At 69.6% G+C, this 12,325-nt stretch carries 12 protein-coding genes; 6 read left to right on the top strand and 6 right to left on the bottom strand.

The genetic code is table 11. From position 1 onward, the window contains the following. Window positions 1-13: 13 nt before the first annotated feature. The gene (locus tag RLT57_RS10460; protein WP_311297101.1) at window positions 14-436 is read left to right on the top strand and encodes a hypothetical protein; all 423 of its coding nucleotides are present in this window, start codon (window positions 14-16) and stop codon (window positions 434-436) included. Here the strand turns inward: RLT57_RS10460 and RLT57_RS10465 are convergent. Together RLT57_RS10465 and RLT57_RS10470 are read right to left on the bottom strand one after the other, a co-directional pair. Further along, window positions 433-1,647, bottom strand: a complete 1,215-nt coding sequence (locus RLT57_RS10465; protein ID WP_399129812.1) for an IS110 family transposase — start codon at window positions 1,645-1,647, stop codon at window positions 433-435. The genes RLT57_RS10460 and RLT57_RS10465 overlap by 4 nt on opposite strands. 303 nt (window positions 1,648-1,950) lie before the next feature. After that, the gene (locus RLT57_RS10470; protein WP_311297102.1) at window positions 1,951-2,946 is read right to left on the bottom strand and encodes a sigma-70 family RNA polymerase sigma factor; all 996 of its coding nucleotides are present in this window, start codon (window positions 2,944-2,946) and stop codon (window positions 1,951-1,953) included. Window positions 2,947-3,144: 198 nt separating this feature from the next. On the opposite strand from RLT57_RS10470, the gene RLT57_RS10475 reads away from it, so the two are divergent. The 3 genes from RLT57_RS10475 to RLT57_RS10485 all read left to right on the top strand — a co-directional run bounded on the left by RLT57_RS10475 (window position 3,145) and on the right by RLT57_RS10485 (window position 5,195). Next, on the top strand, window positions 3,145-3,666 hold the full coding sequence (locus tag RLT57_RS10475; protein WP_311297103.1) for a GNAT family N-acetyltransferase: 522 nt from the start codon (window positions 3,145-3,147) through the stop codon (window positions 3,664-3,666). 91 nt (window positions 3,667-3,757) lie between these two features. Next, the gene (locus RLT57_RS10480; RefSeq protein ID WP_311297104.1) at window positions 3,758-4,543 is read left to right on the top strand and encodes a dioxygenase family protein; all 786 of its coding nucleotides are present in this window, start codon (window positions 3,758-3,760) and stop codon (window positions 4,541-4,543) included. A 19-nt stretch (window positions 4,544-4,562) separates the two neighbouring features. After that, window positions 4,563-5,195, top strand: coding sequence for a hypothetical protein (locus tag RLT57_RS10485; protein ID WP_311297105.1), 633 nt, complete (start codon window positions 4,563-4,565; stop codon window positions 5,193-5,195). 221 nt (window positions 5,196-5,416) lie between these two features. Here RLT57_RS10485 and RLT57_RS10490 read toward each other — a convergent pair whose 3' ends face one another. After that, window positions 5,417-6,925, bottom strand: a complete 1,509-nt coding sequence (locus RLT57_RS10490) for an MFS transporter (RefSeq protein ID WP_311297106.1) — start codon at window positions 6,923-6,925, stop codon at window positions 5,417-5,419. 298 nt (window positions 6,926-7,223) lie between these two features. Then, the gene (locus tag RLT57_RS10495; RefSeq protein ID WP_311297107.1) at window positions 7,224-7,883 is read right to left on the bottom strand and encodes a TetR/AcrR family transcriptional regulator; all 660 of its coding nucleotides are present in this window, start codon (window positions 7,881-7,883) and stop codon (window positions 7,224-7,226) included. Window positions 7,884-8,067: 184 nt separating this feature from the next. Here RLT57_RS10495 and RLT57_RS10500 point away from each other — a divergent pair, with 184 nt between their 5' ends. Beyond that, window positions 8,068-8,544, top strand: a complete 477-nt coding sequence (locus RLT57_RS10500) for a MarR family winged helix-turn-helix transcriptional regulator (RefSeq protein ID WP_399128415.1) — start codon at window positions 8,068-8,070, stop codon at window positions 8,542-8,544. A 50-nt stretch (window positions 8,545-8,594) separates the two neighbouring features. Here RLT57_RS10500 and RLT57_RS10505 read toward each other — a convergent pair whose 3' ends face one another. After that, window positions 8,595-9,419, bottom strand: coding sequence for an ABC transporter ATP-binding protein (locus tag RLT57_RS10505; RefSeq protein ID WP_311297108.1), 825 nt, complete (start codon window positions 9,417-9,419; stop codon window positions 8,595-8,597). A 105-nt stretch (window positions 9,420-9,524) separates the two neighbouring features. Next, the gene (locus tag RLT57_RS10510) at window positions 9,525-11,060 is read right to left on the bottom strand and encodes an MFS transporter (protein WP_311297109.1); all 1,536 of its coding nucleotides are present in this window, start codon (window positions 11,058-11,060) and stop codon (window positions 9,525-9,527) included. A gap of 559 nt (window positions 11,061-11,619) precedes the next feature. Here RLT57_RS10510 and RLT57_RS10515 point away from each other — a divergent pair. Beyond that, window positions 11,620-12,279, top strand: a complete 660-nt coding sequence (locus RLT57_RS10515; RefSeq protein WP_311297110.1) for a hypothetical protein — start codon at window positions 11,620-11,622, stop codon at window positions 12,277-12,279. Window positions 12,280-12,325: the final 46 nt, after the last annotated feature.

Genomic DNA, 12,325 nt, shown 5'->3' on the forward strand with positions numbered 1-12,325 from the left:
AAACGATGTGCCTGTGCATGCTGATGATCAGGTTGGCGAGGGTGTCTCTGCGGAGCTCGCGGTGTTTCTCCGGAACGCTGATGACGGCCGTCCGGTGAAGATCGTTCCTTCCGTCTGCGGCGGGTGTGGCGGGGGCGTGTTCTTCGTGCTCGTCGACGATGTCGAGGGCGGGGCCGAGCGGGTGTGCGTTGGTTGCGGCGTCCGCGCGTTCGTCGCGGATAGCGAGGAGTTCTGGGAGGACGCGGATCCTGGCGAGGCCTGCTGCCCGTGCGGGAGCGAGGAGTTCGAGACCGCGGTCGCGTTCTCCCTGGCCGACGACGGATCGGTCCGCTGGGTGACCGTTGGGCTCCGGTGCCAGAAGGACGGCGCCGTTGGGGTCTATGCCGATTGGAAGATCGACTACGGCCCCACACATCACCTCCTGACCAGGGTCTAGGTCTGCGGGGCGACCGCCCGGACGGGCTGCGGTTCGTAGAAGGTTCCGTCGCGGAGCATGGCGAAGAGGACGTCGGCCCGGCGTCGGGCGAGGCAGAGCAGAGCTTGAGTGTGGTGCTTGCCTTGGGCGATCTTCTTGTCGTAGTAGGCCCGGGAGGCAGGGTCGGCCAGGGCGGCGAACACGGAGAGGAAGAAGGCCCGTTTGAGCTGCTTGTTTCCTCTCCGGGAGGGCTGTTCGCCGCGTATCGAGGACCCGGAACTGCGGGTCGCGGGGGCGAGTCCCGCGTAGGCGGCGAGGTGGCCGGCGGTCGGGAAGGTGCTGCCGTCGCCGACCTCGATCAAGATGCGGGCTCCGGTCCTGACGCCGATTCCCGGCATCGACCTCAGGACCTGTGAAAGAGGGTGGGCCTCCAGGAGTTCCTCGATCCGCCCTGCCAGCAGTTTCCGCTGGTCAAGGACGGCTGTCAGGGACCCGGCCAGGCTCGGGACGATCAGCGTGGCCGCCTCGGTCCCCGGAACGGTGACGGTCTGCTCGTCCAGGGCGGCGAAGATCTCCTCGACCAGCCGCACGGCCATCCGCGGCGCCTTCGGCCGTAACAGCGTCACCAGACGGCGTCGGCCGGCCTTGCGGATCTGAGCCGGAGACCCGAACCGCTCCAACAGAGCCAGGACGGCCTGGTGCTGCAACCGCGGCCCCAGCACCCGCCCCAGCGACGCCCGGATCTGCGTGAGCAGGCCGTGCAGCCGGTTCGCGACCCTGGTCGCTTCGCCGGCCAGGTCGTCGTCGAACCCGACGATCATCTCCAGCTCGGCGATCGTCTCGTCCTCGCCGTCGATCGCCCGCAGCGTGTGCGGCATCGCGCGGGCCGCGTCCGCAATGATGAACGCGTCCTTCGCATCGGTCTTGGCCTCGCCCGGGTAGAGGTCGGCGATCCGCCGCATCGTGAGGCCTGGAAGGTAGGCGACGGGGCAGCCCATGTCCCTCGCAACGGCCAGCGGCAGGGCGCCGACCGAGGCCGGCCGGTCGACCACGACCAGCACCGTTCCGTGCTTGGGCTTCAGCTTGGCGAACAGCCCGCGGAGCTTGGGTTCGGTGTTGGGTAACCGCTTGTCGAAGGCCTTCTTGCCGGCCGGGGTGACGGCTGTGGCGTGGTGTTCGCCCTTGCCGAGGTCCAGGCCGAGGAAGACGTCGATGTCGCCGGTGTCGATCACGTGCAGGGCCCCTCCGCTCACGCTTTCGTCCGGCCTTGCCTCGGCACCGAGCTGCCACACCCACGTTACGGAGAGCTCTTCCGGCTCGGGTAAGCCGGTGCTCAAGCCCCTCATCAGCGGTCCGTCGATGCCTCCGGGCCCGGTGACACCACCCCCCGGATCATCAACAACAAGGGGGGAAGTCATGCCGGACCCGAAGGCCGGAGGCCCCATTGCGGAGCCACGAAGACGGTAACGGGGGGGGATGCACCGGGGCCCGGGTCTGTGGGGTGACTCCTTCGCGGGGCCACCGTTTGGAGCCGGTCAGGCCGCTTCGTAGTCCAGGCCGGTCGCGCGCGCCATCCGCTTGAGGTCGGCGAGGGCGTGCTTCTCGATCTGCCGGATGCGTTCGCGGGTGAGGCCGTGTTCCTTGCCGACCTCGGTGAGCGTGCGTTCGCGGCCGTCCACGATGCCGTAGCGGGCCCGGATGATCGAGGCGGTGCGATCGTCCAGTCGGTCGATGAGGCCGTCGAGCTCCTCGCGGCGCAGCATGACCAGGACGGAGTCCTCCGGGGACGGCGCGGCGCCGTCCTCCACGAGGTCACCGAACTCGGTCTCACCCTCGGCGTCCACGGACATGTTCAGCGACACGGGGTCGCGGGCCCAGTCCAGGACGTCGGCGATGCGCTCCGGAGTGGAGCTGAGTTCGGCGGCGATCTCGGCGGGTTCGGCGTCGCGGCCGTTCTCGCGGTTGAATTCCCGCTGGACGCGGCGAATGCGGCCGAGTTCCTCGACGAGGTGGACGGGCAGCCGGATGGTGCGGGACTGGTCGGCGATGGACCGGGTGATGGCCTGGCGGATCCACCAGGTCGCGTAGGTGGAGAACTTGAAGCCCTTTGCGTAGTCGAACTTCTCGACGGCGCGGACCAAGCCCGCGTTGCCCTCCTGGATCAGGTCGAGGAGAGGCAGGCCGCTGCGCGGGTAGCGGCGGGCGACGGCGACGACGAGGCGGAGGTTGGACCGAATGAAGACGTCCTTGGCCCGCTCTCCTGCGTCGACGAGCGCCTGCAGTTCCTCGCGCCGGGCGTCTGCGCCCGCTTTCGCGGGCAGCTCCGGGCCGGCTGCGAGTATGCGTTCGGCGTAGACGCCCGCTTCGATGTCCCGGGACAGCTCGACCTCCCGGGCGGCGTCGAGCAGCGGGGTGCGCGCGATCTCGTCCAGGTACATGCCGACGAGGTCGCGATCGGCGACTTCCCCGCTTGCGGCGCGAACGCTGCTGGTCCCGCCTGCGTTACGACGGGCGACGGCACGGGTTGCCATGCGTGCTCCCTTACGAAGGTACGGTCGGTCTCGGTCGGGTGGGCCGCCGTGCGAGCATTCCGCCGTGTGTGCGGCTCATGCCTTCTGGCTTCCCCATCCGGTGTGAATAACGACTGGAATCCGGACACAATTCCCATGTCGTCACCTGTTTTTTATGATCATGCAGTACCCTGTCCGACCGCATAGGGAGGTCAAGCATTGTCGGATGGTATAAATGCGCAGGTCAGCCCTGGCGGCGAGGACGACCTGGAGTCGCTCACCGATATTTACAACCACTACGTCCGCGAGACGCCCGCCACCTTCGATGTGACCCCGGTCACTGTTGACGAACGGCGTCCGTGGTTGCTCTCCCACCCGGAAAACGGCCCCCACCGCCTCATGGTTGCCCGCGCGCCGGGTCCGCGTGGCCGGATCCTCGGGTACGCGACGAGCAGCCCCTTCCGGGCGAGGGCGGCGTACGCGACGTCCGTGGAGACCAGCGTCTACCTCGATCCCGATGTCCGGGGTGGTGGGATCGGCACATTGCTCTACGAACGGCTGTTCCAGGCGCTCACCGGTGAGGACGTCCACCGCGCCTACGCGGGCATCACTCTTCCGAACGAGGCGTCCGTGCGTATCCATCAGCGCTTCGGATTCCGGCAGGTCGGGGTGTACGAGGAGGTCGGACGGAAGTTCGGAACGTACTACGACGTGGCGTGGTTCGAGAAGCGCCTGACCTGAGCGGCGGTCGGCACCCACGCCTTCTTACTTGAGTGTTCAATCACCTTACGTTACGGTCGTACCCTACGTTTGAATCTTCAAGGAGGGTGCCATGACCACCGAAGGCCGGCAGCGCATGCCCGCGCTCTACCTATCGCACGGCGCCCCGCCGCTCGCCGACGATCCGGTGTGGCCGGGCGAGCTGGCGGCCTGGGCGGCCGGCCTGCCCCGGCCCAGGGCGATCCTCATCGTCTCGGCGCACTGGGAGGAGGCGCCGCTGGCGATCGGCGCGACGGCGACCGTGCCGCTGGTGTACGACTTCTGGGGGTTCCCCGAGCACTACTACCAGGTGACCTATGCGGCGCCCGGCGCCCCCGAGCTCGCCGAGGACGTACGGAAGCTCCTGCGCGGCGCGGGCCATCCCGTACGGGACGTTCCGGAACGCGGGCTGGACCATGGTGCCTATGTGCCGCTGGTGGAGATGTTCCCGGCGGCGGACGTCCCCGTGCTCCAGGTGTCGATGCCGACGCTGGAGCCCGAGAAGCTGATGGAGCTCGGGCGGCGGCTGGCGCCGCTGCGGGACGAGGGTGTGCTGATCGTCGGCAGCGGCTTCTTCACTCACAACCTGGCGGCTCTCCGGCACACGGGCAGCCTTCCGCCGAGCTGGTCGACGGAGTTCGACGACTGGGGGAAGCGGGCTCTGGGCGCCCAGGACATCGACGCCCTGCTGGACTTCGAGCACACCGCGCCCGCCGGGCGACTGGCCCACCCTCGGACCGAGCACTTCGCGCCGCTGTTCGTTACGCTCGGCGCCGCCGAGTCGGAACTCGGCAGCCAGCGCAGCATCATCGACGGTTTCTGGATGGGCATGGCCAAGCGCTCCGTCCAGTTCGGCTGAACAGGAAGACATTCACCTCATGTCACTCATGCTCGTGCGGAAGCGGCGCGTCACGACCGGTGTGGCCGTCCTGGCCGGAACCTTGGCCCTGGCCGCGTGCGGCTCGGGTTCCGACGGCAAGGACGCCGGCGGCCCGACCGGTGCCAACGGCGCCGACGACAAGCCGGCCACGTCCTCGTCGGTCTCCTGGCCGGCGCCCGCGGACGCTTCGGCTCAGGTTAAGGCCGCGGGGCTGCCGATGCTGGGGCAGGAGGGACAGGTGCTGCACATCCACAGCCACCTGGACGTGTTCGTGGACGGCAAGGCCGTGACGGTACCGGCCGAGATCGGCATCGACCTCGGCAAGCAGCAGATCAGCCCGCTGCACACGCACGACACCTCGGGCGTGGTGCACATCGAGTCGCCGGTCAAGGCCGACTTCACACTCGGCCAGTTCATGGCCGAGTGGAACGTGCCGATCAGCAAGGACGCGCTCGGCCCGCTGAAGACCGGCGGCGGCAAGGAACTGGGCCTGTACGTCAACGGCAAGAAGCAGACGGGCGATCCTGCGGCGGTCACGCTCGGGGCGCACGACGAGATCGCCGTGGTCTACGGCGCCGCAGGCGACAAGGTGACGGTGCCGGGTTCGTACGACTGGCCGGAAGGTCTGTAGACCGGACCACCGTACGGTCCGCCGGTCGTACATCTGCCTGTACGTCCGGACGCCCGCGACGACGGCGCGTAACCGCTGCCATGGGGTGACGCGTGCTCGTACGGTACGACGAACGGCAGGCCCCCACCCCTCCGGGTGATATCCGGAGCGGCGGGGGCCTGCCGTTGCGCGTTACGGGTGACCGTACCGACCGTATGGTCCGATCGGCCGACCGGTGGTCGTCAGTGGGCGATGACCGGCACCGCGAAGTCGTCGACCGACTCGTCGCCCTCGGCGCGCTCCGCGTGGTTCTGGATCTCGGCGTTGACCAGTACGAACGCCAGGATCGAGGCGATCGTGAGGATGGCCGTGGCCCAGTAGATGGCGACCGAGTAGCCGTGGACGGCGGACTCGTTGACGAGCAGCTGGTTCTTCAGGTCGCCCGCGTTCTTGGCGTGGTCCTTGATCCAGGAGGCGGTGGCGCTGGCGGCAAGGGTGTTCAGCAGGGCGGTACCGATGGAGCCGCCGACCTGCTGCGAGGTGTTGACCATCGCGGAGGCGACACCGGCGTCCTCAGGCCGCACGCCGTGCGTGGCCAGGCTCATCGCCGGCATGAACGCCGTGCCCATGCCGAGACCCATCAGGACCAGGCCCGGCAGCAGGACCGCTGCGTAGCTGGAGTCCACCTTGATCTGGGCCAGGATGCCCATGCCGATCGCGGCGAGCAGGAAGCCCGGCGCCATCAGCAGCCGCGGGCGGACCCGCAGCATCAGCCGGGTGCCGATCTGCGTGGAGCCGACGATCATGCCGCCGACCATCGGCAGGAAGGCGACGCCCGACTTCAGCGCCGAGTAGCCCATGACCGTCTGCAGGTAGTAGGTCAGGAACAGGAACAGGCCGAACATGCCGATGATGGCCAGACCCAGCGACAGGTAGACGCCGCCCCGGTTGCGCTCGGTGATGACGCGCAGCGGCAGCAGCGGGGCCTTGACCTTGCTCTCGACGAGCGCGAACGCCGCCAGCAGCAGTACCGAGGCGACGAAGAGGCCGATGGTCACACCGGCCCCCCAGCCGTCGGACTCGGCGCGGCTGAAGCCGTAGACGAGGGAGACCAGGCCCCCGCTGGCGAGGACCACGCCGGGGACGTCGAGACGGTTGCGGTTGCGGCCCTGGGCGGGCTCGTTGACGAACGCGACCGCGCCGATGACGGCAGCGACGGCAAAGGCGATGTTGACGAAGAGGGCCCAGCGCCAGTTCAGGTACTCGGTGAGGACACCGCCGAGGATCAGGCCGACGGCGGCGCCGGCGCCGGCGATGGCGCCGTAGATGCCGAACGCCTTGGCGCGTTCCTTGGCGTCGGTGAACATCACCGCGAGCAGCGACAGCGCGGCGGGCGCGAGCAGGGCGCCGAAGAGGCCCTGGAGGGCGCGGGCGCCGAGCAGCATGGAGGTGTTGACGGCCGCGCCGCCGATCGCGGAGGCCGCCGCGAAGCCGAGCAGGCCGACGATGAAGGTGTTCTTGCGTCCCCACAGGTCGGCGACGCGGCCGCCGAAGAGCAGCAGGCCGCCGAAGGCCAGGGTGTAGGCGGTGACGACCCACTGGCGGTTGCCGTCGGAAATGCCGAGGTCTGCTTGCGCGGACGGCAGTGCGATGTTCACCACGGTGGCGTCGAGTACGACCATCAGCTGGGCGATCGCGATGAATATGAGCGCTGTCCAGCGCTTCGGGTCGGGCTGGAGCGTTTCAGGCATGGCTGGTCTCACTAAGTGGGTTGCGGAGTGACAGGACGTGGGGACGTGTGTCAGCTGTTCCGGCCGTGATCGGGGCCCCGGATCGGCGCCGGATGGTCGGGCGAACGAGCGGTCTGCTCTGACGTCGGTCGCTTGTCGGTGACGCGGGTCGGTCGGTTGTCGCATCGGTCACGGCGCGGTGTTCGGCGGGTTCCGCGACCTTGTCGGTTCATCGGCCTGGTGAGCCGCACCGGCCTCGCAGGTCTGGCGCAGGGGACGATCTCGCCAACGCTATAACCGCACTCGTATGACTTGCGAACTATTTGTTGCAGCCTTGCAGATCCTCCAGGGTCGCCGCGGTCCCCACGAGCTCGGATTGCGCCGGCGCGCGCAGTCCGTCGAGGAAGAGTTGGAGGTGCCGGTGGGCGAAGCGGTCGAAGCCGACGCAGCCGGTGCCCGGGAGCGGCCGGGTGAGCTGCGTCAGTGCGACCATCAGGTCTCCGACGGCTATGTCGCCGCGGAGCTGGCCGGCGCACTGGGCCCGGTCCATGATCGCGGTGATCGACCGGTCCAGGCGCTCGACCTGCTCGGCGACCTGGGGGTCCTGGCAGTTGAAGGCGTCGGAGACCATGGGGCACAGGGCGCCGATCCGTTCCTCGGCCGCTTCGAAGACGAATCGGTGGAGTGCGGAGAAGGCGTCGGGTTCCTCGGCGAGGGCGTCTTCCGCACGCTGGGCGGTGCGGGCCATCACCGAGAGGGCGACCTGGCGGATCAGTTCGCTCCGGTCGGCGAAGTGGCGGTAGAGGGTGGCGTTGCCGACGCCCGCCCGGCGGGCCACTTCGTCAAGCGGCACGTCGGGGCCGAATTCCACGATCGCCTGGCGGGCGGCGCTGACGATCCGCTCGCGGTTGCGGGTGGCGTCCGCGCGCAGCCGTGCCGTGCGGGGCCTGACGGCGGTGTCGGTGTCCAGCGTGGTCACGGCGGGCTCCTTTCGCGGTCGGTCGGTGCTGTCCGGGCCGAAACGGAAAACAACTCCCCGCTTGCGGTCATCAGATCAAACGGGGATCCGATCCCCGGATATTTCAGGGATGGCTTGTGACTCCCGTCACAGCATTCACGTGTTTTTTATTGAACATTCAATGAGTACCCGTACTATGAACGGCATGCGATGGCTGACTGAAGACGAGCAGGCGTCGTGGCGTGCGTTCCTGCACGCCACGACGCTGCTTGACGACCACCTCGACCGTCAGCTGCAACGCGACGCGGGCATTCCTCACATGTATTACGCACTGCTCAGCACACTGTCTGAGACGCCGGGACGCCGGATGAGGATGACCGAACTCGCCGAGCAGACCAAGATCACCCGTTCACGCCTCTCGCACGCCGTCACCCGTCTGGAGGGCAACGGCTGGCTGCGCCGGGAGAGCTGCCCGACCGACCGGCGCGGCCAGGTGTGCGTGCTGACCGACGCGGGTTACGAGGAACTGGTGCGTACCGCGCCCGGCCACGTGACGGCGGTACGGACGGCGATCTTCGACCGGCTCACGGCCGAGCAGACCGCGCGGCTCGGTGAGATCTCCCGGATCATCGCCGAGGGCCTGCACCAGCCGGAGGACGCGGACCTGCCGTGGCTGCGCTGAGTCCTCGCCCGGAGGACGCCGGCCCCGGCAGCGCCGGGCCGCCCGAGGGGTCATCGGCGGCCGGACCGGGCCAGCCAGCGGCCCTCGTGCCGGCTGACCTCGATGGGCCTGCCGAAGCATTCGGTCATACGATCGCCGGTCAGGACGTCGGCCACCGGCCCGGCGGTGAGCACCCGGCCCTCCTTGAGCAGCATGACGTGGCCGACCGCGGGTGACAGCTCCTCCAGGTGATGGGTGACGGTGACGGTGGCCAGCCCCGTACGGGTGACCGCGAGGCGGTGCATGGCGTCGATCAGATCTTCACGCGACGGAAGGTCGAGGGCGTTGAACGGTTCGTCGAGCAGCAAGAGCGACGGATCGGCCATCAGGGCCCGCGCGAGCAGGATCCGGGCCCGCTGGCCCCCGGAGCACACGCCGTAGGGGCGGTCGGCCAGTTCCTTGATCTCCAACTCGTCGAGCAGCGCGTGGGCCCGGTCCCGTACCTCGGAGTCGTACCTCCGCCACAGCGGTTGCACGGTGCCGGTATGACCGGTCAGTACGACCGTATGTGCGGCGGCGTCCTGCGGGACCTTCTGTGCGGAGGACACCAGGCCGATGCGGACGCGCAGTTCGCGCATGTCGACGTGACCCAGGCGGTGGCCGAGCACCTCGACCGTGCCGGTGGTGGGGTGCATCAGCGCGCCGATGAGCCGAAGTACGGTCGTCTTACCGGCGCCGTTGGCGCCGAGCAGCGCCCAGTGCTCTCCGGAGCGAACCGTCCAGCTGACGTCGTCGAGGATGACCTGGCCGGTAGTGTGACGCCGTACGCCGGCCGCCTCGAGCGCCGCGACGACCTGCGGCGCGCCGTACGCGGCGGCTGTCCCGTTGGCTGTCATACGGGGACGGTAGCTGTATCGGCCACTTTGTCGTGGGGGCGTTCCGCGATGTGGAAGGGCCGTCGGGCGCCCAAGGACGTCTGCCGACCGTCCGGCCCGCTCGCGTCACACGGGAGCGGAGGCCGGCTCGGCGTTGGGGTCGCTGGACAGGCTTCTCGGCACACCGCGGCGGTACAGCAGCAGGGTGATCACGGCGCCGGCGGCGAAGAACGCCGCGGACCACCAGTAGGCGACCATGTAGCTGTGCAGCTGCGCCTTGCCGGCGACCGCGGCAGTGGGGCGCCTGCCGACCAGGTAGCGGGCGGCGGCGCTGGTTGCCAGGGTGTTGAGCAGCGACGTTCCGATGGAGCCGCCGACCTGCTGCGAGGTGTTCACCATTGCGGAGGCCACACCGGCGTCGTAGTTCTTCACGCCGGCCGTGGCGAGGTTCATACCGGTGGCGAAGATCATGCCGAGGCCCAGGCCCATAAGGAGCAGGGGTGGCAGTACGTGGGCGCCGTAGGTGCTGCTGGCGTCCAGGGAGGTCAGCCAGGCCATCGCGCCGCCGGAGAACAGCATGCCGGTGGGCACGATCGGTTTCGCGCCGATACGCGGTACGAGCATGTTAGTCGTGACCACCGATGTGATCATGATGACGACGACCATCGGCAGGAAGGCGACGCCGGTCTTCACCGGTGAGTACAGCAAGGTGCGCTGCAGGTAGTAGGTCAAGAAGAGAAACACACCGAACATGCCGGCGCCCGAGATGAACATCGCAAGATACGACGCACCACGGTCGCGGTCGGCCACCACCCGCAGCGGCAGCAAAGGATGCTCGGCGCGCCCCTGCCACCAGACGAACGCGGCGAGCAGGACACCGCCGGCCGCCAGGAAGCCCCAGGTGCTGGGGGCGCTCCAGCCGTGGCGCTGGGCGTTGGAGAAGCCGAAGACGATACAGAACAGGCCGCCGGAGACGACGACCGTGCCGGGGATGTCCAGGGCCGGCCGGTCCGGCGACACGCCGGAGCTGAGAAAGCGCGAACCACCCGCGAAGGCGATGAGCGCGAAGAGCAGGTTGACGTACAGACACCAGCGCCAGTCGAGGTATTCGGTGAGCAGCCCGCCGAGCAGCAGCCCGAACGCGCCGCCGGCGCCCGCGATGGCGCCGTAGATGCCAAACGCCTTCGCGCGCTCCTTGGGGTCGCTGAACGTCGTCGTCAGCAACGACAGCGCGGCCGGGGCCAGGAGCGCGCCGAACGTGCCCTGCAGGGCCCGGGCGGCCACCAGGACCTCGAAACTGGGCGCCCCGCCGCCGATGGCGGAGGCCACCGCGAAGCCGATCAGGCCGATCAGGAAGGTCCGCTTGCGGCCGATCAGGTCGGCCAGCCGGCCGCCCAGCAGCAGCAGCGAGCCGAACGCGAGGGCGTAGGCGGTGACGATCCACTGCCGGTTGCCGTTGGAGAAGCCGAGGGCCTGCTGGGCGGACGGCAGTGCGATGTTCACGATGGTCGCGTCCAGTACGACCATCAGCTGGGCGAGTGCGACCACGCACAGGACCCACCACCGGTGGGCTGGGGCGGCGGCGCCCGGGGGGCGGGGTGTGTGTGGTCCGCCCTCAGGGCCGGACGGGTCCGTGGAGCTGTCCTGGCTGCTACGGGCCATGTCCTGGGTCTCCTCAGCGCGTCAGCACGTCTCCGGTTCTCCACGCTAGGTGGAGCCCTGCCGCCTCGCCACGCGGGCGGCGGGCGCGGTGGCCGCCGCGTGGCGGAGGCCGGTCCGAGGCCAACGGCTCCGGACGGGCCCCTATAGGCGCGGCCGGGCAGCGGTGACCCCGGGGCGTCCGCATCGCCCGCCAGTTCCGGCGCCAGCGCCGGTATGCCTGTAGACCGATACGACCGCATGGTCACCCGGGTGCGTCCGTACGCAGTAGCTCCGTGTGCGGGCCGATCCCCGGCGCCGTTTTCTGTTCACCACAGGGCGGACCGCTGGAGGAGGGGGGACACACGTATGGCGACGAGTGCGGGCGGCGCGGATCCCGGCTCGGGCCGGGCCGGCGACGGCGAGCGCGCGAAACCGGCCGATCCGGGGCGTCGTCCCGGTCCGCGTCGGCGGTGGCGTGCGGCGCTGTCCGTGCTGCTGATCACACTGGCCGCCGTGCTGGCGCCGCTCAGCGTGGCCGCCGTCTGGATCGCGGACGTCATGGGCCGACACCGACCGCTACGTGTCGACGGTCGCGCCGCTCGCCTCCCGGCCGGATGTGCGGGCGGCGGTCACCGGCGGGGTGACGGACGCCATCATGTCCGAGGTCGACCTGGACGCCCTGCTCGCAGGTGTCGCGCCGAACCACCGCGCTGATCTGGAGGCGGTGCTCGGCGCCTTGGGCGGGCCGATCACCGGCGGCGTCAAGGACTTCGTCCACGGGACGGTGGTGGGCTTCGTGGCCGGTGACGCGTTCCTCGCCATCTGGACGCAGCTCAACCGCCAGGCGCACGCCGCCGTGGTCGGGGCGCTGACCGGCGACCAGGGCCACGTCGTTCGGCTGCGGGGTGACGCCGTGGTGCTCGATCTCACGCCGGTCGTCGCGCAGGTCGAACAGCGGCTGGTGGCTCGCGGTCTGACCGCCGCATCGCGCATTCCGCCGGTGCACGCGGACTTCACCCTGGTGCGGTCGCAGGACGTAAGGAAGGCCAGGGCGTGGTTCCGGGCGCTGCGGGTCGCCGGGAACTGGCTGCCGGCCGTCACCGTGGTCCTGGCCGCGGCGGGGAGTGCCGGCGGCCGGGCGACGGCGGCGGGCGCTGGCAGGCGCGGCGCTGGGCGTCGCGGCGGGTGCCGCCGTGCTCGGGATCGGGTTGGCGCTGTTCCGGGCCGTATATGTCGATGATGGGCCCGGGAACACGGACGAGCGGGCAGCGGGTGCCGTCTGTGAC

It is taken from the genome of Streptomyces sp. ITFR-21, from assembly GCF_031844685.1.
Taxonomy (GTDB): Bacteria; Actinomycetota; Actinomycetes; order Streptomycetales; family Streptomycetaceae; genus Actinacidiphila.

Coding starts and splice junctions, on each gene's coding strand:
- RLT57_RS10500 (WP_399128415.1), top strand. CDS start 8,068: ATGCGATGGCTGACTGAAGACGAGCAGGCGTCGTGGCGTGCGTTCCTG.
- RLT57_RS10470 (WP_311297102.1), bottom strand. CDS start 2,946: ATGGCAACCCGTGCCGTCGCCCGTCGTAACGCAGGCGGGACCAGCAGC.
- RLT57_RS10505 (WP_311297108.1), bottom strand. CDS start 9,419: ATGACAGCCAACGGGACAGCCGCCGCGTACGGCGCGCCGCAGGTCGTC.
- RLT57_RS10510 (WP_311297109.1), bottom strand. CDS start 11,060: ATGGCCCGTAGCAGCCAGGACAGCTCCACGGACCCGTCCGGCCCTGAG.
- RLT57_RS10485 (WP_311297105.1), top strand. CDS start 4,563: ATGTCACTCATGCTCGTGCGGAAGCGGCGCGTCACGACCGGTGTGGCC.
- RLT57_RS10480 (WP_311297104.1), top strand. CDS start 3,758: ATGACCACCGAAGGCCGGCAGCGCATGCCCGCGCTCTACCTATCGCAC.
- RLT57_RS10490 (WP_311297106.1), bottom strand. CDS start 6,925: ATGCCTGAAACGCTCCAGCCCGACCCGAAGCGCTGGACAGCGCTCATA.